Source organism: Megasphaera geminata F0357 (assembly GCF_000239275.1).
Taxonomy (GTDB): domain Bacteria; phylum Bacillota; class Negativicutes; order Veillonellales; family Megasphaeraceae; genus Megasphaera; species Megasphaera geminata.
In genome coordinates, this window is record NZ_JH417610.1 from 34157 (window position 1) to 58221 (window position 24065).

The 24065-nt window shown below is 51.6% G+C and carries 21 protein-coding genes, 1 tRNA gene and 4 pseudogenes; all 26 read left to right on the forward strand.

The window, feature by feature from the left end; translation table 11 throughout:
* The 26 genes and pseudogenes from HMPREF0080_RS07625 (at window position 1) to HMPREF0080_RS11015 (ending at window position 24004) form a co-directional block, all read left to right on the forward strand.
* Complete coding sequence (locus tag HMPREF0080_RS07625) at window positions 1–402, forward strand: CtsR family transcriptional regulator (protein WP_006790846.1); 402 nt, start codon at window positions 1–3, stop codon at window positions 400–402.
* Window positions 403–485: 83 nt separating this feature from the next.
* Complete coding sequence (locus HMPREF0080_RS07630) at window positions 486–1004, forward strand: UvrB/UvrC motif-containing protein (RefSeq protein WP_040347531.1); 519 nt, start codon at window positions 486–488, stop codon at window positions 1002–1004.
* Entirely contained in the window at window positions 997–2052 is a 1056-nt protein-coding gene (locus tag HMPREF0080_RS07635) for an ATP--guanido phosphotransferase (RefSeq protein WP_006790848.1), read from the forward strand. The genes HMPREF0080_RS07630 and HMPREF0080_RS07635 overlap by 8 nt, the downstream gene beginning before the upstream one ends.
* A 38-nt stretch (window positions 2053–2090) precedes the next feature.
* Entirely contained in the window at window positions 2091–4562 is a 2472-nt protein-coding gene (locus HMPREF0080_RS07640; RefSeq protein ID WP_006790850.1) for an ATP-dependent Clp protease ATP-binding subunit, read from the forward strand.
* A gap of 9 nt (window positions 4563–4571) precedes the next feature.
* On the forward strand, window positions 4572–5942 hold the full coding sequence (radA, locus tag HMPREF0080_RS07645; RefSeq protein ID WP_006790851.1) for a DNA repair protein RadA: 1371 nt from the start codon (window positions 4572–4574) through the stop codon (window positions 5940–5942).
* A 376-nt stretch (window positions 5943–6318) separates the two neighbouring features.
* Entirely contained in the window at window positions 6319–7503 is a 1185-nt protein-coding gene (locus HMPREF0080_RS07650) for a PIN/TRAM domain-containing protein (protein WP_006790852.1), read from the forward strand.
* 37 nt (window positions 7504–7540) lie between these two features.
* Window positions 7541–8145: pseudogene (locus HMPREF0080_RS11000) on the forward strand (IspD/TarI family cytidylyltransferase); the annotation flags it as partial.
* Window positions 8131–8700, forward strand: coding sequence for a 2-C-methyl-D-erythritol 2,4-cyclodiphosphate synthase (gene ispF / locus HMPREF0080_RS07655; RefSeq protein WP_245527261.1), 570 nt, complete (start codon window positions 8131–8133; stop codon window positions 8698–8700). The pseudogene HMPREF0080_RS11000 and the gene ispF, both read left to right, overlap by 15 nt.
* A 13-nt stretch (window positions 8701–8713) precedes the next feature.
* Window positions 8714–10186 (forward strand): glutamate--tRNA ligase, encoded by a 1473-nt coding sequence (gltX, locus tag HMPREF0080_RS07660; protein WP_006790855.1) that lies wholly within the window; start codon window positions 8714–8716, stop codon window positions 10184–10186.
* A 313-nt stretch (window positions 10187–10499) separates the two neighbouring features.
* Entirely contained in the window at window positions 10500–11945 is a 1446-nt protein-coding gene (gene cysS / locus HMPREF0080_RS07665) for a cysteine--tRNA ligase (RefSeq protein WP_006790856.1), read from the forward strand.
* Window positions 11942–12421 carry a Mini-ribonuclease 3 gene (locus tag HMPREF0080_RS07670; protein WP_006790857.1) on the forward strand — a complete coding sequence of 160 codons (480 nt, stop codon included), beginning with the start codon at window positions 11942–11944 and terminating at the stop codon, window positions 12419–12421. Before cysS ends, HMPREF0080_RS07670 begins: the two co-directional genes overlap by 4 nt.
* Window positions 12422–12424: 3 nt before the next feature.
* Window positions 12425–13167: pseudogene (gene rlmB, locus HMPREF0080_RS07675) on the forward strand (23S rRNA (guanosine(2251)-2'-O)-methyltransferase RlmB).
* On the forward strand, window positions 13164–13691 hold the full coding sequence (locus HMPREF0080_RS07680; protein WP_006790859.1) for an NYN domain-containing protein: 528 nt from the start codon (window positions 13164–13166) through the stop codon (window positions 13689–13691). The pseudogene rlmB and the gene HMPREF0080_RS07680 overlap by 4 nt, the downstream one beginning before the upstream one ends.
* Before the next feature lie 10 nt (window positions 13692–13701).
* Complete coding sequence (sigH, locus tag HMPREF0080_RS07685; protein WP_006790860.1) at window positions 13702–14364, forward strand: RNA polymerase sporulation sigma factor SigH; 663 nt, start codon at window positions 13702–13704, stop codon at window positions 14362–14364.
* A 53-nt stretch (window positions 14365–14417) separates the two neighbouring features.
* A complete protein-coding gene (gene secG, locus HMPREF0080_RS07690; protein WP_006790861.1) occupies window positions 14418–14666 on the forward strand; it encodes a preprotein translocase subunit SecG in 249 nt (82 codons plus the stop codon).
* A gap of 116 nt (window positions 14667–14782) precedes the next feature.
* Complete coding sequence (gene rnr, locus HMPREF0080_RS07695; RefSeq protein ID WP_006790862.1) at window positions 14783–16843, forward strand: ribonuclease R; 2061 nt, start codon at window positions 14783–14785, stop codon at window positions 16841–16843.
* A 124-nt stretch (window positions 16844–16967) separates the two neighbouring features.
* A pseudogene (gene smpB / locus HMPREF0080_RS07700) lies at window positions 16968–17436 on the forward strand (SsrA-binding protein SmpB).
* An 18-nt stretch (window positions 17437–17454) separates the two neighbouring features.
* A complete protein-coding gene (locus HMPREF0080_RS07705; RefSeq protein WP_006790864.1) occupies window positions 17455–17841 on the forward strand; it encodes a hypothetical protein in 387 nt (128 codons plus the stop codon).
* 21 nt (window positions 17842–17862) lie between these two features.
* Entirely contained in the window at window positions 17863–20436 is a 2574-nt protein-coding gene (gene polA / locus HMPREF0080_RS07710; protein WP_006790865.1) for a DNA polymerase I, read from the forward strand.
* 15 nt (window positions 20437–20451) lie between these two features.
* Window positions 20452–21273, forward strand: coding sequence for a bifunctional DNA-formamidopyrimidine glycosylase/DNA-(apurinic or apyrimidinic site) lyase (mutM, locus tag HMPREF0080_RS07715; RefSeq protein ID WP_006790866.1), 822 nt, complete (start codon window positions 20452–20454; stop codon window positions 21271–21273).
* 10 nt (window positions 21274–21283) lie between these two features.
* On the forward strand, window positions 21284–21886 hold the full coding sequence (coaE, locus tag HMPREF0080_RS07720; protein WP_006790867.1) for a dephospho-CoA kinase: 603 nt from the start codon (window positions 21284–21286) through the stop codon (window positions 21884–21886).
* Between the two features lie 19 nt (window positions 21887–21905).
* Window positions 21906–22478: a lytic transglycosylase domain-containing protein gene (locus HMPREF0080_RS07725; protein ID WP_006790868.1), complete on the forward strand. Its 573-nt coding sequence runs from the start codon at window positions 21906–21908 to the stop codon at window positions 22476–22478.
* Between the two features lie 6 nt (window positions 22479–22484).
* Window positions 22485–22569: transfer RNA gene (locus HMPREF0080_RS07730), tRNA-Leu, on the forward strand.
* Window positions 22570–22772: 203 nt separating this feature from the next.
* Window positions 22773–22961: pseudogene (locus HMPREF0080_RS11005) on the forward strand (ISL3 family transposase); the annotation flags it as partial.
* Between the two features lie 114 nt (window positions 22962–23075).
* The gene (locus HMPREF0080_RS11010; RefSeq protein WP_006790869.1) at window positions 23076–23396 is read left to right on the forward strand and encodes a DDE transposase; all 321 of its coding nucleotides are present in this window, start codon (window positions 23076–23078) and stop codon (window positions 23394–23396) included.
* 5 nt (window positions 23397–23401) lie between these two features.
* A complete protein-coding gene (locus tag HMPREF0080_RS11015; protein WP_245527262.1) occupies window positions 23402–24004 on the forward strand; it encodes a transposase in 603 nt (200 codons plus the stop codon).
* Window positions 24005–24065: the final 61 nt, after the last annotated feature.

Consider the following 24065-nt stretch of genomic DNA (forward strand, 5'->3'; position numbering starts at 1 on the left):
GTGAGTGTTTTAGCTGATAAAATAGAAAAATTCATACTTCATAAATTACTGGAAGAAGAGGAAGAAAATATTATTCTGCGACGTAATGAACTGGCCGATGAATTGGACTGCGCGCCGTCACAGATCAGTTATGTCCTGAGTACGCGGTTTTCCAACGATAAGGGCTTTATCGTCGAATCGCGCCGCGGTTCCGGCGGTTTTGTGCGCATTGTACGGTTGCAGCAGAAAAAGAAAAAAATGGACTGCACGCCCGTAACCTTATCGGAACGCCGCCCGGCCGTCAGTGTTTCTATGGAAGATTTGGACGGCCTCTTGTTCCGTCTTTTGAAGCATAAAGCGGTGACGAACAGCGAAGCTATCATGCTTCATCATACCTTCCGGGCGCTTTTTGCCGAGGATTGATGATGAACCGCAGCGCATTGCCGTTATTACGCGTATCCTGAAAAGTCTTAACCTGCGGCCCCATGCTTGAAGGAGGTGCGCCTATGTTATGTGATATGTGTAAACTGACTGACGCGGTTGTGCACATTACGAAGATAGAGAACGGCAAGCGTACGGAACTGCATCTGTGTGCCGCCTGTGCAAAGAAGCAGGGTACCCTCGGCGGTGATCATGCGCTGAATATTGTGGACAACGATTTTTTCCGTAAGATGGCTTATGCCGATTATGAAGGGCCGGCTGCCGATGAACCGCGCTGCAGCGGCTGCGGCATGACGTACAGTGATTTTAACCGCACCGGCAAGTTCGGCTGTCCCAAGTGCTATGATGCATTCAATGGGGAAATCCGGCCGCTCATGCGACGTATTCACGGCCATGCGCGCCATGTCGGCAAGGTACCGGCCAGAGGCAGCGGCGTTTTCCGTACGGCGACGCATATTAAACGGCTGCGGCAGCATTTGCGTAAGCTTGTGTTGGCGGAAAGATATGAAGAAGCGGCGGAGATCCGCGATGAGATCAGAGCGCTGGAACGGCATGATGACGGTGAGGTGACAGGTCATGTTTAAAGACTGTATAGCTTCTACGCTCCTGCCGTGGCAGCAGGGCTCGGGGGCGGATAACGATGTTGTGCTCGACAGCCGTGTGCGCCTGGTGCGCAATCTCCGTGAATACCGTTTCCCCAATCGTGCCTCAAAAGCGGAACTGGGCGCGGCGGAAACGGCTGTTGTTGCTGCGGTACCGCGTCTTGACGCTATCGGCGCGGGAGAGTATGAATGTATTAAAATGCCGGCGCTGACGAATGCCGAACGGGAATTAACCGCAACCAAGCATTTTATCTCGGCCGCCCTGATGAATGTGCCCGAACATCATGCCGTTATAGTACGCGAAGACGGGGCCGTTTCGGTTATGGTAAATGAAGCGGATCACATTGTCGTTCAAACGGCGGCGGCCGGGTTTACTGTACAAAAAGCCGCAGACGATGCTTTGCGTGTTGACGATGCATTGGAAGAAACGCTTAATTATGCCTTTCATGAAGAATTCGGCTATCTTACGGCCAGCCCGTCCATGGCAGGCACGGGATTTCTGGCAGGCGTGACCCTGCATTTGCCCGGCCTCGCCGCCATGAAGAGGCTCCATCGTATTACACAGGGAATTACGAAGTTCGGTTTCGTTTTCATGGGGGTTTACAGCAGCAGGAATACATATATCGGTAATGTCTTCCAGATTACCAATCAAGTAACGCTTGGCGTTACGGAGGAGGATATTGTCACTCAGTTAAAAAAGATAGTCGCCCATATCATTCAGGAAGAACGGGCTTGCCGCGCTCTTTTACAGGCAAATGAACCCGACACGGTACGCGATCGGCTGCTTCGCAGCTACGGACTTCTTTCGCAGGCCTGGCTTATGGAGCATGAAGAGGCGTTGAATCTCCTCAGTGATTTCCAATTGGCGACGACTATGGGCCTGATTAAGGCAAAGCCTCATGCGTACACCGCGTTGGCGGCTGTCTGCGAACCCGCCTATATCCGTGCCGTCGGCAAAAGCGGTCTCGGTGAAGAAGCTAAAGTGCGTACCCGTCTTTTACGGGATACATTGCAGGAATATAAAGACTAGATTTACATGATGCATGACACGTAAGGAGGGAGATGTGCATGTATAATCGTTTTACAGACGACTCTAAACAAGTTCTTCGGTATGCCCGCACCGCTGCGCAGCGGATGGCGCATAATTATGTAGGAACAGAACATATATTGCTCGGTCTCGTCCTCAACGAAGACGGGGCGGCCGGTCAGATGCTGCGTGACTTGGGGCTGACCACTGCCAATGTGACCCGCGCGTTGGAAAATATTGTCGGTTTGGGCATGACGCCTGATGCCGACCTTATTTTGACGAGAAAAATGAAACAGGCCATGGAATTTGCCGTAACGGAATCGAAGCGGCTGAACCGTAATTATGTCGGTACGGAGCATATCCTCCTCGGGATTTTGCAGCAGCGCGACAGTATGGCCGTGCAGGTGCTGGAAAGTATGGATGTCGATCCGGCCGCCTTAATTGAGCGGATTAATGAATTTAATGAGGATATGCCGTATACCGAAGGCGCCGGGGAAGGGGCTTACAGCCCCAACGAATATGCCGGTGCGGCTGCGGAGGAAGACAGCGGTGAATCTAATCTTCTGACTGCTTACGGCAGGGATTTAAACGCTGATGCGGCAAACGGCAAGATTGATCCCGTCATCGGCAGAGATAAAGAAGTGGAACGGGTTATTCAGATTCTCTGCAGGCGGACGAAAAACAATCCTATCCTGCTCGGTGCGCCCGGTGTGGGTAAGACGGCCATTGCCGAAGGCCTGGCACAGAAGATCGTCGACCGCGATGTGCCGTATCCTTTAGCGGATAAACAGATTTTTTCGCTCAATTTGTCCAGTCTTGTAGCCGGCACAAAGTATCGCGGGGAATTCGAAGAACGAATCAAACGCATTCTGGAAAAGGCGGAAAAGGATCCGTCCGTCATTCTCTTTATTGATGAGCTCCACCAGCTTGTCGGCGCCGGTTCGGCAGAAGGGACGATGGATGCGGCCGATATTATGAAACCCGCTCTGGCGCGCGGTGAATTACAGTGCATCGGGGCGACGACAACGGATGAATATAAGAAGCATATTGAAAAGGATTCGGCTCTGACACGGCGGTTCCAGCCTGTCCGCGTCGATGAACCGACGCAGGAAGACGCGCTGCAGATTTTGCGAGGTCTGCGCAGCAGATATGAGGACTTTCATCACGTGACGATTACAGACCGGGCCCTTGAAGAGGCCGTTACTCTTTCGGCGCGTTACATTGCCGACAGATATTTGCCTGACAAGGCGATTGACGTCATTGACGAGGCGTCCGCCAAGGTGCGCCTGCGCGAAGCCGTGCCTACGGCGGAAGTGAAAGCGCTGAAAGATGAGTTGTCCCGTATGAACCGCGAAAAGGAAGCGCTCCTGGCGGCGGAAAATTTCGAAAAATGCGCGGATCTGCGCGATCGGATCAAAGAGGCGGAAGATAAACTTGAGTCCGTCTGCAGAGGTGAAACTGAAAATAAAGAACGTCCCGTTGTGTCTGCCGACGACATTGCCGATGTTGTATCCGTCTGGTCGGGCGTGCCTGTACAACAGATTACGGAAACGGAGTCGCAGAGGCTTATGCATTTGGAAGAAGAGTTACATAAGCGTGTCATCAGCCAGGATGAAGCCGTTACGGCCGTTGCCAGAGCCGTCCGACGTGCCCGTGCGGGGCTGAAGGATGAGAAGCGTCCTATCGGCTCTTTCCTCTTTCTCGGCCCCAGCGGCGTCGGTAAGACGGAACTGGCACGGACCTTGGCGGGGCGGCTTTTCGGCAGTGAAGATGCGATGATTCGCATTGATATGAGCGAATTTATGGAATCTCATGCCGTGGCCCGTCTTATCGGCGCGCCTCCCGGCTATGTCGGTCACGACGACGGCGGGGAACTGACCGATAAGGTGCGGGAAAAACCGTACAGCGTCATTCTCTTTGATGAAGTGGAAAAAGCGAACCGCAATTTCTTCAATATTCTCTTGCAGATTCTCGATGACGGCCGCCTGACCGATACGAAGGGGCGGACTGTCGATTTCCGCAATACGGTTATCATTATGACGAGCAATCTCGGCGCCACGCATTTGCGTCCCGAAACGCCGACGATGGGCTTTGCTGTCGGCGGTGATACGGAAAAAACAAAGATGACGGCTTTTGAACAGGCGGAAAAGGAAATCATGGGTGATGTACGTCGGTTCTTCAGGCCCGAATTTATTAACCGCCTTGATGAAATGATCATTTTCAGGCCTCTTGAAAAGAAGGATTTACAGCGTATCGTCGGTATTATGCTTGATGATTTGATGGAACGCCTCTCTGAAAAGGGCGTGCAGTTTAAACGGACGGAAGCGGCAACGGATGTGCTTGTCGGCGAAGGTACCGACTTTGCTTACGGCGCACGGCCGCTCCGCCGCTCCATTCAGAAACTGGTGGAAGATCCTATTGCCGAATTGCTTTTAGAAGGCCGGCTGACGGAGGGCAAGACTGTCCATGTCGACAGTAAGGATAAGAAAAAACTCGACTTCGAAACGATATAAGGAGATACGATGGCAAAAGTGAGGACCCGCTTTGTCTGCAGTGAATGCGGCAGCGTCTCGACCCGGTGGTTGGGGCGCTGCCCGCACTGCGGCGAGTGGAACACGTTAGCGGAGGAAACGGAAAAAGCTGCCGTACCGGCGGCTGCGGCGTCATCTGTACGGCAAAACGATACAAAGCCGGCGCCGTTGAGGGAGATTAAGCTGGAGACGGTGACCCGTCTGACAACAGGCATCGGTGAGCTCGATACGGTTCTGGGCGGCGGTATCGTCCCGGGAGCGCTTATTCTTCTCAGCGGCGATCCGGGGATCGGCAAGTCGACCCTTGTCCTGCAGACGGCGGCAGCCGTTTCAAAAGCGGCGGGACCGGTCCTGTACGCGTCCGGTGAAGAATCGGCGGGGCAGATTAAGCTTCGTGCCGAGCGGCTCGGTATTGATCCGCAAGGGCTCTTTGTCGAGGCCGATACATATCTTGATTCGGTTTTAAAAGCGGCGGAGACGGAAAAGGCGGGGCTTCTCATTGTCGATTCCATACAGACCATGTATACAGGCGATTGTGACAGTGCGCCGGGAAGTCAGGGACAGGTCCGTGAGGGGACGAATAAGCTCATGAACTTTGCCAAGTCCACCGGTATTCCCGTTATTGTTGTCGGGCACGTGACAAAAGAGGGGACTATTGCCGGTCCCCGGCTCATGGAACACCTCGTTGACGTGGTTCTTTATCTGGAAGGGGAACGGCACTATCAGTTCCGTGTCCTGCGGAGCATGAAGAACCGGTTCGGGTCGACTCATGAAACGGGATTGTTTACCATGTCCGAAAGAGGTTTGGAAGAGCTGGTCAATCCGTCGGCACTGCTTCTGGCGGAGCGTTCCGCGGGACAGGCCGGTTCGGCTGTCGCCGCCGTTATGGACGGTATGCGCCCTCTTGTAGGAGAGGTACAGGCTCTTACGTCGCGGTCCGTTTTTTCCGTGCCCCGACGTACTGTCGTCGGCATGGACTATAACCGTCTGATTTTATTGCTGGCTGTCCTGGAAAAGAGGGCCGGCCTGAACCTGTCGGCGCAGGATGTCTATATTAACGTTGCCGGCGGCCTGAAAGTAAACGAAACGGCGGCCGATTTGCCCGTGGCCCTGTCGGTCGTTTCGTCTTTTAGGGATATGGCCATGGATAAGAATACTGTCGTTATGGGTGAAATCGGTCTGACCGGAGATATCCGCCGCGTGCCGCATGTCCGCAGACGCATACAGGAAGCGGCAAAACTCGGCTTTACGAGATTTATCATTCCCGTCGGCAACGCAGACGACCGGGATAAGAGAAAGTATGATATCGTCGCCGTAAAGACGCTGCGGGAAGCTGTAGAAGCGGCTTTTAACGGGACGTAGCGGACTGACTTGGATATTGATGATAATTTGGATATGTGCTCAAGACGCGGGTGGTGCTGACGGCATGAACTTATGGATGCAAAAAATTGTATAGAATTAAGATCCTGTCTATGGATTTATGTTTTTTGAATGCTGTAAGATCGTAATATCCCGATCGGTGATCTCCTGCGAGTTTTCTCACAGGGGATTTTTATTATGTTGAGGCGATAATCTCTGCACATTCACATCATAATATATAAACAGGGGTTGCTATATTTCCCGTTTATAATATAAAGAGCGCTCCCATATGCGGTATCATACTGGTAACGATGTGGTATACATGATATAATTAAACAGTTTTAAGGGTGTTCTGTGTTCTTTCAGGAGGTGAATTGATATGACGGATTACGGAACTTCTTCGAGAGATGATCGGGAAGCGGGTAAAGCGCGGCGCGCCAAGGTTCATAAATTGGCGGACACCGTCATGCGCTGGCTTATCGTCCTTGTCGTGGCCATCATTTTCGTGGTTCTTGCCGACGAGCTGATGTCCGCTCCTTTTTTCAGCGCCGAAATTGAAGGCGAAGCCGCGGCCAAGGGCCTTTACAGCATTACTGTCCTTACGGTCATCGCATATGTTGCCGGCGCTTTCGTCGGTGCCATTGTCGGGTATATTTTGTCTCATTTCATTTTGCGTCTCATCTGGGCGGCCATTCATCGCATTGAATTCAGTTTAAGCGGCCTGTCCGGACAGGACCTGCTTGCCGGGACGATAGGGTTGCTTATTGGACTTATAATCGCTAACTTAATCGGACTTGCCTTCGCCCGGCTCCCCATTATCGGCGCGTACGGGCCGATCGTGTTTAATCTTGTCTTCGGTTATGCGGGCATGAGTATTGCCGTCCGCAAAAAAACGGAGATTTCCGCGCTTCTTTCGTCTTTCCGTTTCGGCAAACAGAGCAAGGACAAAACGGTGAAAAAAGATGTCGGTCCCGTCGGTAAACTCCTGGATACGAGCTCGATTATCGACGGCCGTATTGCCGAGCTTTGTGCGACCGGTTTTCTGGAAGGGCCTCTTCTCGTGCCTGTTTTTGTCCTTGAAGAGCTGCAGCTTATTGCGGACTCGTCCGATCTGCTGAAGCGTACCAAAGGACGCCGCGGCTTGGATATTCTCAAGCAGATGCAGGAAGATCGTCATGTGCAGGTCGATATTATCAGCGATGATTTCGAAGACGCCCAGGGTGTCGACTCCAAACTTATCCGTCTGGGCAGACAGCTTGGCGCCAAGGTCATTACCAATGATTACAACCTCAATAAGGTTGCCGAATTACAGGGCGTCATCGTCCTCAATATCAATGATTTGGCTAACGCCATGAAGCCGGCCCGCGTACCGGGTGAAGAAATGAATGTGCTCATTGTCAAGGCCGGTAAGGAAGAAAATCAGGGCATAGCTTACCTTGATGACGGTACGATGATCGTCGTCGAGAACGGGGAAAAATACATCGGTATGAATATTCCCGTTACGGTTACATCCGTCTTGCAGACCTCTGCAGGCCGCATGATTTTCGTAAAAGTATCTGATTAAGAAACAGGTGGATTGGTTGAAAGTATCTGTTATTGTCGTGGCTGCCGGTTCAGGCCGCCGTTTTGGTTACGAACGGAATAAATTATTTTATCCTCTGTGCGGTAAACCCGTCCTGAACACACGCTGGCCCATGTCTTCGCGGCGAAACGGGTAGACGAGGCGGTTATCGTAATTTCCGAGCGGGATCGCGCGGATGTTGAACGAATTGTAGCTTCCCTTCACCCGGCAATACCTGTGAAGTACGCCTTGGGCGGAGCCGAGCGGGAAGATTCGGTATATAACGGTCTTATGGCGACGGCGGAAGACAGCGCCGTCGTTATGGTTCAGGACGGGTCACGGCCGCTGACCGGTCCGGAGTGGTATGATAATGCCGTGCCTGTTATGGAAGCAGCCGAAGCTGCCGTTTACGCCATTCCCGTCAAGGATACGGTAAAGCTTCGTGAAAGTGCGGACGGAGTCGGTCCGGAGCGGTTGGAAACGCTTGAACGGAGCCGGCTTATTGCGGTGCAGACCCCGCAGATTTTTCACCGCGCCATTCTCAGGGAGGCACATCGTTATGCAAAGGCCCACGGCTTCAGCGGTACTGATGACGCGTCCCTTGTCGAGGCAATCGGCGGAAAACTGGTTGTGCTCAAAGGTGATGAGCGTAATCATAAGGTAACGACGCCGGATGATATACCTGTTCTCGAATTTTATTTAAACGGCCCGACGAAGCACTGTGTCGGCAGCGGGTATGACGTCCATCGTCTCGTAGAGGGGCGCGCGCTTGTTGTCGGCGGTGTTACCATACCTTTTGAAAAGGGGCTGGATGGCCATTCCGATGCGGATGTTCTTCTTCACGCCGTTATGGACGCTCTTTTGGGAGCGGCAGGACTCAACGATATCGGCACGTATTTTCCCGATACGGACGGGGCTTTTAAAGATATATCCAGCCTTGTGCTCTTACGTAAGGTTAAACAGATTCTTGTCGAGAACGGCTGCCGCATTATTAACGTCGATGCGACTCTGCTGGCTCAGCGGCCGAAGGTCAAGCCTTTTATCCCCGCCATGATCCGCAATATCGCGGCTGCTCTGGAAATCGGGGCGGCCGATGTGTCCGTCAAGGCGACAACGACGGAACGGCTCGGGTTCATCGGTAAAGAAGAGGGTATGGCCGCACAGGCCGCCGCCATGGTTCTCAAGTATAATGCACTGTAGGAGGAATTGATTTATGTCTGAGAAAGTACGCGTACGTTTTGCTCCGAGTCCGACCGGACCTTTCCATATAGGCGGCGCCCGCTCCGCTCTTTTTAACTACCTGGCTGCCCGGCACGAAGACGGCACCTTTGTCGTCCGCATTGAAGATACGGATCGGCAGCGTTCCACGCGTGAATCGGAAGAAAATATTAAAGAAGCCCTTGCCTGGCTCGGCATTAACTGGGATGAAGGTATCGATGCAGGCGGTGACCACGGCCCGTACCGTCAGATGGAACGGCTCGGGATATATCGGGAGTATACGGATAAGCTTCTCGCTGAAGGAAAAGCGTATTACTGTTTTTGTACGCATGAGGAATTGGAGGCCGAAAAAAACGCGCAAATGGCCGAGGGCGAAACTCCCGTATACAGCGGCAAATGCAGCCGGCTCACACAGGAACAGGTGGAACAGTACTTAAAAGAAGGCCGGCCGTATGTCATTCGTGTTAAGACGCCCGGGAACGAGACCTTTGAAGTCGATGACATCGTTCGCGGTAAAGTTTCTTTTGATTCCAATAAAATCGGCGATTTCGTTATCGTTAAATCCGACGGCGTCCCCGTTTATAATTATTGTGTAGTTCTTGACGACGCGCTTATGGAAATCACACATGTTATCCGTGCGGAAGAGCATCTTTCCAATACGCCGCGCCAGCTTGTGCTTTACCGGCTGTTGGGCTTTAAGCCGCCCCAATTTGCTCACGTATCGCTTATTCTCGGCGCGGATAAGAAAAAGATGAGCAAACGTCACGGCGCCACTTCCGTGCAGCAGTATCGGGACATGGGATATCTGCCGGATGCTCTCTTCAATTTCCTCGCGCTTCTGGGCTGGACGCCCGAAGGTGATAGGGAAATTTTCAGTAAAGAAGAGCTTTGCAAGCTGTTCACGCTCGATCGCGTAGCCAAGAATCCGGCAGTGTTCGATATTGAAAAACTGAACTGGATCAATTTCCAGTACATGAAAGAACTGGACGCGGACCAGCTCCTTGCGGTTTGCCTGCCGCACCTGCAGAAAGCGGGGTATGTAGCCGAAAACCCCGATGTCGCGACTCTTATCCGGATTAAGGAGATGGTTCAGGCGCTGCGTGAACATATTCAATACGGTGCGCAGGCCGCCGCTGCGGCAAAAATTTTCTTCACTGACGACTATGCACCGGAAAATGAAGAAACGGCAGCCGTTCTGAAGGAAGAAACGGCTGCGGACGTTTTGACCGTATTTGCACGGGAATTACAGGCTCTTGATGAAGTGACCGCCGACACGGTGCAGCCGCTTTTCAAAAAGGTGCAAAAAGAGCTCGGCGTTAAGGGAAGAGCCGTCTACATGCCGATACGCGTTGCCGTTACGGGCGTTATGCACGGCCCCGACCTGCATCATATTATCGCTCTCATGGGGCGCGAAAAGGTCATGGCCCGCCTGCAAAAGACGGGACTTCTGCGGCGGCTGCCATCTTGACAGCCCGTCTCAAGTCGTATACTATATAATATAAATTAAGAACCTCATTGCAGGTTGTAATAACTATGATGACCGAAATATGTTCATCGCCGAGCGCTACAGAGAGAAGGGGCGGCTGCTGAGAGTCCGTTCAGAGAGCAGAACGATGAAGTTGCCTTCGTGAATAGGTCGGGTGAATTGAGAAGTAGTCCGATCCGGTCGGCCGCCGTTACCGGTACTAAGATTACGGCATTGCCGTAAAGCAGAGTGGAACCGCGGGCCACCGTCTCTGTCAGGGGATGGCGGCCTTTTTTGTGTTCATCAGGAAGATGCTATGAGAGAGTTAACCGTATACAACACACTGACACGGAAGAAAGAATTGTTTAAGCCCGTCACACCCGGTCAGGTCAAAATGTATGTTTGCGGCATTACGCCGTATAACCATTCCCACATGGGCAACGCGCGTCCCTTCGTTACGTGGGATGTCATTAAGCGCTATCTGAAGCACCTGGGCTATCAGGTCACGCATATTCAGAATTTTACCGATGTCGACGACAAGATCATTAATGCGGCAAACGGTGAAGACGCGGCGTGGGATACCGTTGCCAACCGCTATATTGCGTCGTACTTTGAAGTAATGGATAAACTTCGCGTTCAACGTGCCGACAGATACCCCCGCGTGTCTGAACATATGGACGATATTATCAGCATGATCGGCGAACTCGTAAAGAAGGGCCATGCCTATGAATTGGACGGGGACATTTACTACCGCGTCCGGAGCTTTGAGAATTACGGTGAACTGAGCCACCGTTCTCTTGACGATATGATGGCCGGCGCCCGCATCGAAGTGGACGATCGTAAGGAAAACCCCATGGACTTTGCTCTCTGGAAATCGGCGAAGCCGGGTGAACCCGCATGGGACAGCCCCTGGGGCAAGGGCCGTCCGGGCTGGCATATCGAATGTTCCGCTATGAGTTTGAAATACTTGGGGGAACCGTTTGATTTTCACGGCGGCGGCAGTGATCTCATTTTCCCGCACCATGAAAATGAAATCGCTCAGACCGAGGCTTGTTGTGGACACGGCCCGATGGTAAATTATTGGGTCCACAACGGATTTATTACAATTGATTCGGAAAAAATGAGCAAATCTTTGAATAATTTTTTCCTCGTCAAGGATGTCCTGGAGCACTACAGCGCCGATGCGCTGCGGTATTTCCTCATTTCCAACCATTACAGAAGCCCCCTGGATTTCAGCGATGAACGCCTGACGGAGATGACGCGCAGCCTCGAACGCCTCGGTACGGCTATCGATAATACCCTCTATCTCCTCGACTTGCCGTCCGGTTCCGGTTCGGCAGCGTCGGCACAGCTTTTAAACGATGCGCGAAAAGCGATGGAAGACTTTGAGGAAGCCATGTGCGACGATTTCAATACGGCCCTTGCCAGCGCCGCAATGTTCGAATTGGCGAAGAAGCTCAACATTTATAAAAATGAAGTCGTTACTGATGATGTTCCTGTCGATGCTTCCGTATTGGCGGAAGTTAAACATATCTTTAAAACGATGACGGATATTCTCGGCATTCTGGAAGATCGTTGGAACGGCGTGCGCGGCGGTACCGGCGATAAAGACTATGCGGAACTGATGGACGTCATTCTGGAGCTGCGGCAGGAATGCCGTGCGCAGAAGCAGTATGCTTTGGCCGACGCCATTCGCGATAAACTTTCGGAGCTCGGTATCACCATTGAAGATTCGCCGCAGGGAGCGCGTTGGAAGAAATGAGATTTAAACAGTTTCAACACGTAAAAGAAAGAGCATATACTGCGTTTGCGACAGGGACGTCCCTTGATGTTCCCGGCTATGATGCGGCCCATGCGGATTCCCTTAATCTGGCGCTTGTCGGTGATGCGCATTATGCCCTTACTATGCGCAAACGCCTTGTCGCGACGGGTATTCCGAGTGTGCGCGTTCTCCACACGCTGGCGGCGGAATTTGTGTCTGCCAAAGCGCAGTCTTTCGTTTACAGGGTAATAAAAGAGCGGTTTAATGAAGTTGAAGCGGAGGTATGTCAGCGTGCGCGCAATACCGGATCCGGCGTACCGAAGAGTGCGTCTGTCGCGGAATACCGTGACAGCACGGCTTTGGAAGCGCTTGTCGGGTATCTTGTGCTCGCCGGGCAGAAGGAGAGGTTGTGCGAGATTATGGATCTTATTTATGAAGGCACGAAAACGTATTGTGAGCTTCACCATAAGGAGTAAATCGTGGATTCAGCTATTATTACGGGCCGTAACAGTGTTATCGAAGCCTTGAAAGCGGGGCGGTCGGTGACAAGAATTTATATTACAGCCGGCAAGGATTCACAGCCGCTCTTGCGTATCAGGAGCATGGCTCGTGAAAAAGGGGTTCCCGTGGAACCCGTCAGCGCCGATGTCATGCGCCGCCATGCCCGCGGTACGCACCATCAGGATGTCGTCGCCTTTGCCGCGGCTGTCGCCTTTGCCGACCTGGACGAGGTGTTGAGCGAGGTGCAGGCGAAGGGAGATGTCCCTTTCCTCATCCTGCTTGACGGCATTGAAGACGTGCATAATCTGGGCGCCGTTATTCGTACGGCGGAATGCGCCGGCGCCCATGCGGTCCTCGTGCCGAAACGCCGCAGCGCTCCTGTAAATGAAACCGTCGGTAAAACTTCGGCCGGCGCCGTCGAATACATGCCTGTCGTCCGCATCGGTAACACGGCAAGTTTCTTGAAAAAACTGAAAAAGCAGGGATTTTGGGTTATCGGCGCCGATATGGACGGCGAGACGGATTACTTTCACAGCTCCCTGACGGGCCCGCTCGTTCTCGTTATCGGCAGTGAGGGAAAGGGAATATCCCGTTTAGTCAGGGAGATTGCGACCGCCTTGTCCGGATTCCCATGTTCGGCCGTGTGAACTCCCTCAATGCTTCCGTAGCGGCGGCTCTGCTTTTGTATGAAGCCGTGCGGCAGCGTCGGGAACAAGCATGAAAGACCTCTATTTTGTGGACGGCTATAATATTATCTTTGCCTGGGACCCGTTGAAGAAACTGGCTGACGAATCGCTGGAACATGCGCGGCAAAAACTGATTGATATCTTGACGGGGTACGGCAAAATCAAGGGTATCGAACTGGTGCTTGTCTTTGACGCCATGTACACGGATGAAGCTGCAAAAGAAGAGAAAATAGGCGGGGACTGTACTGTCGTCTATACAGATAAGGAAGAAACGGCCGACAGCCGCATTGAACGCCTTGTCTATGAGCAGCGTCACCGGCGGCGCAGTATTTATGTGGCTACGTCGGACGGCACGGAACAGCTGCAGGTTCTCGGCAGCGGTGCCAATCGTGTGTCGGCGCGGGAACTGGCGGATGACGTGGAACGTATGAAAAAGGAAGCAAGCCGCTATCGGCATGACAACAGTCAGCTTGAAACGGGCACGCGCAACGAGGTTGTCCATTACGTGCGGAACAGTGAAGTATGGGAAAAGCTTGAAAAAATTCGCAGATCAAAATAGGAGCGCAGATATGAGCAGTCATAAGGAGGACGATTTTACAACGCGTACTGATGAAAATATTACGGAACTCGCCAAAAAGGGAGACGCGGCGGCCTCGGACTACCTGATTCAGAAATATCGCAATCTCGTAAAGGCAAGAGCCCACTCTTACTTTCTCGTCGGCGCGGATAAGGAAGATATCGTTCAGGAGGGGATGATCGGTCTTTATAAGGCCATCCGCGATTACGAACCGTCGCGTAAGGTGACGTTCAAGGCCTTTGCGGAGCTTTGCATTACCAGACAGATCATTACGGCTATCAAGACGGCGACGCGGCAAAAGCACGTGCCTCTGAATTCATACGTTTCCTTTAATAAACCCGTCTATGCGGACGAATCGGAACGGACTCTCCAGGATGTACTGACGGGGCTGAGGGCAATGAATCCGGAAGAACTGATTATCAGCCGTGAATCCTATGAAGATATTGAAATGAAAATGAATGAAGTGTTGAGCGAACTGGAATGGCAGGTGCTCATTGCCTATTTGGACGGCAAGTCGTATCGTGAAATGTCCGTTGAGCTCGGCCGCCGTGAAAAGTCCATTGATAATGCGTTGCAGCGGGTCAAGCGAAAGGTGGAAGAGTATCTGCTTTCCCGCGATAACCGGACAAAACGTACAAAATCTATTGATAGATAGGATAAATCAGTGTACAATAATACTGTTATCCATGAGATATAAGGAGGCGTACCGTGATTACCGTATTGGAAATTCTCGTCATAATAGTGTCGTTATTGCTTATCACCGTAGTGGTAGCACAGAAAAGCAAGACGCAAGGCATGGGGGCAGGGTTCGGCGGCGGTGCCGAAGACTTGTTCGGCAGCCGTGCCAGAGGCATGGATGCGTTATTATCAAAAATGACCGATCATCCTTTCCGTTATTTTCGCTGTCTTAACCTTACTTTTAGGCAGATTGTTGCATACATTTTGACAGACATATGACCTGCGGCGCGGCCGCAGGTTTTTTAATGTCCGAAAACAGCGTGTGAATTTGATATATGGTATAATAATTATATTATGTTTTATGGCATCCCGGTTTTGCGGAAGGAAGTATATTTGTGAAGTACACAGGCAAAGAACGGCATAAGAAGGAAACGGCCGTCGAGATAACAGGTATATATAAGGGCTATACCCGGTCCTTCGGGTTTGTGGTCACCCCTGACGGAGAAGATGACGTCTATGTTGCCGAAGAAAACAGGATGACCGCCATGAATAACGACAAAGTCGTTGTTCATGTCACGCCGGGCGCCGCACGCCGCCGTAAAGAAGGAACCGTTGTTTCCGTTCTCGAACGTGCCAATGAGACTCTTGTCGGCACATATGATCGGCAGGCGGACTTCGGCTTTGTCACGCCCGATGACGAACGGATTCATGAAGATGTTTACGTTCCCCTGGATAAGGCCTGTGATGCCCGCAGCGGTGCGCGCGTACTCGTGCGTATTACGAAATGGCCCGAAGGCGCGCATAAGGCTGAAGGTGAAATAGAACGGGTCATCGGCTACAACGGCGATAAGGACTTGGATATCAAGGTTATTATGGCACGTCATCGTTTACCCTTCGCCTTTCCTCAAGAGGTGCTCGAAGCGGCGGAGAAAATTGATAAGACCGTAAAAGCCGAAAAGGGCCTTAACGATTACCGGGACAGACAATTGATTACGATTGACGGCGAAGATGCCAAGGACTTGGACGATGCCGTCGACGCGGTCAGACTGGAAAACGGGAATTACCGTCTCGGCGTCTATATTGCCGATGTCAGCCGCTATGTGAAGGCTGCCTCCGTCATTGATGCGGAAGCGTATGAGCGCGGTACCAGCGTGTATCTCATAGACCGCGTTATTCCCATGCTTCCGGAAGTGCTCAGCAACGGTATTTGCAGTCTCAATGCCGGTGAAGACCGCTATTCCATGACGTGCGTCATGGAGATCGACCGTAACGGCACGGTTGTCCGCGCCGATATCGGACCTGCCGTGATCCGGGTTAAACGGCGCTGTAACTACAAAGAAATAAAAAAAGCTCTCGTCGACGGTATTGTCCCCGCCGATTTAGCCCCCTTCATGCCCATGATCGGCATATTGCGGGAGATATCGCAAATCCTCAGGCAAATGCGTTTACGACGCGGCGCCGTCGATTTTGATTTTCCCGAGTACAAGATTATTCTTGATCCGGAAGGCAGACCACTGCGTCTCGAAGAACGGAGACGAACTGTAGCCGAACAGATAATTGAAGAATCAATGCTTATTGCGAACGAAACTGTTTCGGCTTATTTGGAAAGCAGCGGTAATCCGTCTGTTTTTCGAATCCATGAGATTCCCGACAGTGATCGCATTGAGCTGATGAAGACGGTTCTGTCTGTTTTTAACCTGCCCATACCGAGTGCGACCGATGCCAAACCGGCCGAATTTCAGCGCCTTTTGGCGCTCGCTAAAGGGACGGAGGCGGAGCAGGTTGTGCAGACCGTTGCCCTGAGGGCCATGCAGCAGGCGCGCTATGCGACCGTCAATGCCGGCCATTTCGGACTGGCTTCGACCAGTTATACCCATTTCACTTCGCCTATCCGTCGTTACCCCGACCTGATGGTCCATCGCCTCATTCGGGCCTATGCAAAGAGGCACAAGTATACTGAAAAAGTGACCGCCGCGAAGCTGGCTTTCCTGACGAAAGCCGCGGAGCATGCAAGTGTGCGCGAACGCATTGCCGTTGAAGCGGAACGGGACACGGACGATCTGAAAAAAGCGGAATATATGAAGCCTTTTGTTGGGGAAGCTTTTACGGCGCACGTTACGGGAATTACGCCGTTCGGTCTGTTTGTGTCCCTGGAAAACGGCATTGAAGGGCTTGTGCATATTTCCCTCCTGCGCGATGATGATTACGATTTTGACGAGGGGACGTATACGCTTAACGGCCGTCGCGGCGGTAAAGTGTATCGGCTCGGCGATGAAATGACGGTCACGTTGGCGTCGGTTGATACGGAGCGTTGTATAATCGATTTTGTGCCGGGAAAGATAGACTCACTTGAAGATCTGCAGAAAATTTTTGCCGAACGGGGCGCCCGCCGTCACAAACAGGCGGAGGATCATCGGAAAACGTTACCGGACCGTGACCGTACGACGGCGAAGTGAAAGCGTAAAGGCCGTAAGGGCGGCAAGAAGAATGCCAAAGGCATGAAGCCTAAAGAGGTACGCAAGTCCGGAGGCGGCCGTAAAAAGGATAAGAAAGGCAAGAGGAAAAACGGGAGGTAACACCTTGGCTGAGAAAACAGGCGTGAAATACATTGCGGATAACCGTAAAGCCCGTCATGATTATTTTATCCATGACACCTATGAAGCGGGTCTTGCCTTGACGGGTACGGAAGTGAAGTCCCTGCGCCGGGGAGCGGTTAATTTGAAAGACAGTTACTGCCGTATCGATAACGGTGAAGCCTATATTGTGGGGATGCATATCAGCCCGTATGAACAGGGAAACCGTTTCAATGCGGATCCCCTGCGGACGCGGAAATTACTTCTGCACAAGTATGAGATTCTCAAGCTTATCGGGGCGACGAAAGAAAAAGGCTATACCCTGATCCCGTTGAATCTTTACTTTAAGAAAGGCCGCGTTAAAGCGACGGTGGGCTTGGCTACAGGGAAGAAGCTGTACGATAAGCGGCAGGCCTTTGGCAGAAAAGGAAGCTAAACGCGATATAGAACGTCGCATGAAGCATAACGAGTATTAAGAGTGCGGAGGAAGTACTATGAAATGTCGTCAGTGTGATAACGAATCCGTCTATGATGACGGCCTCTGTGAGGTATGCCACAGGCGGGCAATAACGGAAGAGGCAACGGTCATGTCCGACTCGGAACGGGATAATTTCCGCGGTCAGACTATAGATGAGGACGGGAATATCTATAACGATCTCAGTGAAGAACGCGCATACGGCGGGCGTTCGAAAGAACGTATTCACATTTACGCGGCCCGGGGCCTGCCGCTGCGTGTAAAAGCGGCGTTGGCCCTTATCGTTTTTTTTATTATTGCCGTCATTGTCGGGATCTTCGGCCTGCTCATCGTGGCACTGCCTTATTTACTCGGTATTTTGGCCGTCTATTTCGTATATTCTGTTGTGCGGTCTTTTTTACGTTGAGACGGGTAATAGGTGACTGAGATGAAAAAACGCTTGATGATCGTTGACGGGAGCAGTTTGCTGTACAGGGCTTTCTATGCCATGCCGCCCCTGTCGGACAGCCGGGGAAATCCGACGAATGCCGTTTACGGATTTCTCAATATGCTCTTGAAGTTATATGAAGAGTTGAACCCTCAGTATATTACTGTGGCCTTTGATAAGGATAAACATACTTTCCGCAACGACTTATATGCCGATTACAAGGCTACCCGTAAACCGGCTCCCGACGAATTGCGCCCGCAGTTTGCCCTTATTCGGGAGGTTTTGGCGTGTTTGGGTATCCGTGTTCTGGAAATTGAAGGGTATGAAGGGGACGACATCATCGGTACTGTCGCCAAAAACATACCTGATGCCGATACGGATATTTCCGTTATTGCCGGCGACCGTGACGCATTGCAGCTCGTCGACGACAGGATTACGGTCTATCTGACAAAGAAGGGCATTTCGACGATGCTCGCCGTGACGCCTGCCGTTATGCGGAGCGAGTACGGCTATACGCCGTCTCAGGTTATCGACATGAAAGCCCTTATGGGCGATGCATCCGATAATATTCCCGGTGTTTCCGGCGTCGGCGAAAAGACGGCGCAGAAGCTGATTGCCGAATACGGCACTGTCGAAGGCGTGTATGACCACATTGATAACATAAACGGCAAGAAGCTGCGTGAAAAGTTGATTGACAGTAAGGATAAGGCCATGCTTTCAAAGGAATTGGCTACGATCAACTGCCGTGTTCCCCTTTCTTTCACTACGGACATGTTCCTGCCGCAGCCCCGTGAAGAGGAAGTAAAAGAAATTTTTAAGCGGCTCGGCTTCCGCAGCCTCCTGAAACGGTTTGCCGCTTTCGCCCGGTTTGAAAACCCGGAAAAAGAGGAAGACGCGGCGGAGCTGACATTTCTGGAAGATTTCACGCCGCAGGCGCTTGACGGTGCCGTAGCCGCCGTTGCGGCCGTATATGAAAAGCTTCCCGGCGCTATGCGGGCTAAAAGTCTTGCCGTGGCCGTGGAAAACGGAGTTTACTATGTAAGCGGTGAGGCTGTCGGCGTATGGCTGCGGGCTTTGGCAAAAGCGGATACGGTCCTTTCGGAAGACGGGAAGTCCCTGTATAAGGCCGCAAAATATGCGGGTGCGGCAACGCCGCCTCTCTTTGACGTGACCTTGGCGGCTTATCTCCTCGATCCGACCCGTACGACGTACGGCCTTACATATTTATCCGAATTTTTCGGGCTGCCCTTCCGTGAAGACAAGCGTGATGAGGCCCATCAGCTCGGCAGCTGCGCCGCTTTTATCCTGTCGCTGCGAACCGCTGAAATGGAAGCTCTGGAAGACAAAAGGCTGGCTGATTTGTACAGACGGATAGAAGCGCCGCTCGTGCGTACCCTGGCTGTTATGGAGGACAACGGGTTCGCCGTGAATCGCGACCGGCTTGAAGCGATGAAGGCGGAATTTTCGCAGGAAGCGGATGCGCTGGAAACGGAAATTTATGATCTTGCCGGCACATCTTTCAATATTAACTCAACCAAACAGCTCGGCGTCATCCTTTTTGAAAAGATGGGCCTGCCCGCCCTCAAGAAGACGAAGACCGGTTATTCGACGGACTCGTCCGTACTGGAAGAACTGTCGGAATATAACGAGATTATTCCGAAAATTCTCAAGTTCCGTGCTTTGAAGAAACTCATCTCCACTTACCTGGACGGGTTGGAACCGCTGATCGTACAGGAAACGGGGCGGATTTACACCTCTTTCAACCAAATGGTGACGGCGACGGGCCGTCTCAGCAGCTCGGAACCGAATTTACAGAATATCCCTGTCCGCACGGAACAGGGACGCAAAATCCGCTCCTTCTTCGTGCCGGGAAAAGGGTATGATTGGCTTATTTCAGGCGATTATTCGCAGATTGAACTGCGTCTTCTCGCGCATCTTTCACAGGATCCGACGATGATCGACGGGTTTCGCCACCGTCAGGATATTCACAGACGGACGGCGGCGGAGGTTTTCGGCGTGCCTTTTGATGACGTGTCGGGCGAGCTTCGTTCCCATGCCAAGGCCGTAAATTTCGGCATCATTTACGGTATCAGTGACTTCGGCCTGGCACGTAATTTAGGCATTACGAGAAAACGGGCCAAAGAGTATATTGAATCTTACTTTGCGCGCTACAGCACCATTCATGATTACATGAACGGTCTTGTTGAAGAAGCGCGGCGGACCGGTGAAGCGCGGACCATGTTCGGGCGGCTGCGCGTTCTGCCGGAAATTAACAGCAAAAACTTTATGCGCCGTTCATTTGCCGAGCGCACAGCCATGAATACGCCTATCCAGGGCAGCGCGGCCGATATTATCAAGATGGCGATGAATGCCGTACAGACGGAATTGGAAGCGCGTAATCTAAAGAGCCGCATGCTTGTCCAGGTGCATGACGAACTCGTTCTGGAAGTACCTGACAGCGAAAAGAAAGAAGCGGAAGCAGTGCTGAAAGAAACGATGGAAGGGATCGTCACCTTGTCCGTGCCGCTTATTGCGGATATACACAGCGGTAAAACCTGGGAAGAGGCCAAGTAGGGAAGAGGGGATACTATGCCGAAATTTACGGAAGTGGAAACGGTGCGCCGCACCTTGGCGGCGGTCTTGCCGGGACGGACGATTGAAACCGTTCACGTTGCCTTGCCACGGCTTATTAAAAATGCGTCGCCCGCCGATTTCGCGGCGGCTCTGCGCGGGCAGACCGTGACGGCCGTGCAGCGGAAAGGAAAATATCTGCGCCTTGTCTTTGACGGTCCCCGTCATCTTCTCATACATCTGCGTATGACGGGAAGCCTCGTCTATTTTCCCGCCGCAGCCGATTTGCCTAAGTCGGCTCATATTATTTTCCGCCTCGATAAAGGGAATCTTGTGTATTGTGATGTCCGTACCTTCGGCTGTCTGTGGCTGATTCCGCCGGCCGGGCCGACAGGCGTTAAAGGGTATGACACACTCGGCCCCGACGCGAACGGTCCGGACTTTACCGTCGATTATATATGGTCTCTCTTGAAAAAATCCGAACGCACCGTAAAGGCTTTTTTGCTGGATCAGACCGTGATTGCGGGACTCGGCAACATTTATGCGGACGAGGCGCTGTTTCTCGCCGGTATCCGCCCGTCCCGCCGCTGCGGCAGCATGACGAAAAAGAGCCTTGTCGCTTTGCATGAAGCCATACAGTCGGTTCTTGCGGAAGGAATTACGTACGGCGGCACGACGATTCGCAACTTCGTCAACGGCAGCGGCAGAGAAGGGGGCAACCGGAAAAATCTCGCCGTTTACGGCAGAGAAGGAGAACCGTGTATCAAATGCGGTACGGCCGTTCAATATGTCAAGCAGGGCGGCAGGGGCACCCGTTATTGCCCGCATTGTCAGAAATAGGGGGAACTATATGTACAAAATCGGCCTGACCGGTTCCATTGCCACGGGAAAGAGTACTGTGACCGGTATGCTCCGCGACCTGGGGGCCAAGGTCATCGACTGTGACCGCATCGCCCATGATGTCGTGGCCGCCGGAACGGAAGGAGTGCGCCGCGTGGCGGCGGCATTCGGACCGGAAGCCGTCGGTCCCGGCGGGGCTATGGACAGAGAATATATGGGGCGCCTTGTTTTTGGCGATAAAGCGGCGAAAAAACGGCTCGAAGAAATTCTCTTTCCGCTGATTTACCGGCGTATTGACGATGATATCGAGGCGTTGGAAAAAGCCGGGAGCGGGTCGGCCGTTTTTCTTGACATGCCTCTTTTATATGAAGTAAAATATGACTCATATGTTGATGAAGTATGGCTCGTTTATGTACCTTACGAGGTGCAATTGGCCCGTCTTGTAAAGCGGGACGGCTGTAGTGAAGAAGAAGCGAAGCGGCGGATTCATTCGCAGCTTCCCGTTGCCGGGAAAAAAGCGCTTGCCGATGTCGTCATCGACAACTCGGGTACGCCGGAAGAAACGAAGACACAGGTCCTTTTTCAGTGGAGAAGACTGCAATCCCGTATCTGAGCCGGGAAGGGAGGATATTTTGAGGAGAAAAAACAGGACGGATACGACGATTATAGCTGTTTTGGCGGTGCTCCTCTGCATCTTTTACTTCAGCTCGTGGAAACAGACGGTCATGCGCAAATTCGTCTATCCTTTGGAATATGATTATATGGTGCGTCAATATGCCCATGCGAACGGTGTGCGGCCCAGCCTGGTCGCGGCTGTTGTCCTGGCGGAAAGCAAGTTTAATCAGGAGGCGGCGTCCCGTCGCGGTGCGAGCGGGCTCATGCAAATCATGCCCGAGACGGGAGAGTGGATAGCGGAAGAAATGGGCCTGCCCGGATTTTCAGCGGATAAACTCAGTGACGTGAGTATGAACTTACGCATGGGAACATGGTACCTGGCTTACCTTTTCAGGGAATACGACGGTAATACGATTTTGGTACTGTCGGCATATAATGCCGGCCGTGGTCAGGTGGATGAATGGATAAAGGAGTACGGCTGGGACAAAAATTTTTCTGAAATAGAGCAAATACCCTTTTCAGAAACACGAGAGTATGTTAAAGTAGTAATGCAGAACGAAGAGCAATATAAGGCGTTGTATGATTTTTAGTTTTATGCGGTTGTGGCGGAATGGCAGACGCGCTGTCTTCAGGCGGCAGTGATCTATGGTCGTGCGGGTTCAAGTCCCGCCAACCGCACCATATTTCTATTTGAGAAATAATAGATTGTAACGAATTATAACAAACTGTAACGCAAACAATAATTCTGGTTCTATAATAAATGTTGGGGTCAGCACCGAATAGGTGCTGACTTCAACATTATTTTTTTGCAAAACAAAAGCATATGAGGCTCGCATGCTTTACAATAAAAGTGTCTAAGTCCTAAAGAAAGGATGCGATCTCATATGCCTACTATTGATTATATACAACCCTTCTTCAATATTAAAGGGGAATGTATTACCCATTCCTACCAAACAGATACTTCGTTAGTCTATGAGGTGAGGCTTCCCGCCACGGAGCATACTTGCCCTTATTGCGGGCATACTACGAAATATATAAAGGACTATCGAGTTCGTACGATAAATCTAGGAAGTATTCACGGTTTATATATCTGTGCTAAATACAAGCAACGTAGATATTCTTGTCCTCAATGTACCCATTCATTTTCAGAAAAAAATCCCTTTATTCAGCGTTACAGGCGATTAGGTATGACTACTATTGCCGAAATATTTCGTCTGTTACAGGAAAGGCTGAACTACACGAGCATCGCTCGTGCTTGCCATGTGTCTGTAACTACCGTTATTCGGTATTGCTCCCTTATTTCTATTTCACGACCGAACGAATTGCCGACCGTCTTGGGTGTAGATGAGTTTAGAGGCAATGCGGCCGGCCAGAAATACCAGGTTATTTTAACCGACCCGGACAGCCATAATATCATTGATAGTTTACCGAAGAAGGATACGAACGCCCTGTATAGGTATTCGCTTCCTATAGCCGAAATGCGAGACAGAAGGTTCGCTTTATTGTGATGGATATGTCTCCGCAATTTAGGCTTGTAATGGAACCCCTATTTCCTCATGCTCACATAGTGTGTGACCGCTACCATGTTTGCCGTTTAGTGGACTGGGCGGTAGAACGAGTTAGAAAGCGTGAACAAAAGAAGCTGGTACGCTATTCTGCCATGTTAAAGAGCAACAAGAGAATACTCATGAAACACACCGGCCGTTTAACGGACGCTGAGCTTATTAAGTTAGAAGAAATCTTACGGGTTTCAGATGATTTAAGAAAAGCATACAAGCTAAAGCAAGAGTTCATTCATATCTTTAAAAGGCAAGGCAAGGAGCCAATTACATACCATTTAGAGTGGTGGTTAAAGAGCGTAAAGACAGCCCGGTTAACGGAATTTAGGAACTTTTCTACGTCTTTTGTTTCATGGAAGAGCCAGATAACCAATGCGTTCTTACTGCCTTTTTCTAACGGATATACGGAAGCATGCAATAACAAGATTAAAGTATTGAAACGAATAAGTTACGGTCTGCGACACTTTGGCCGTTTCCGGACTCGTATCCTATTGTTGAGCAAAAAGAACGGCACCGAACACGATAGTGTTCGATGCCGAGAAAAGCTTGTTGGTTAGTTACACCCCAACATTTGCAAAAGAGCCGATATTTGCTTCTTACTCTCTCTATTGCGAGTGT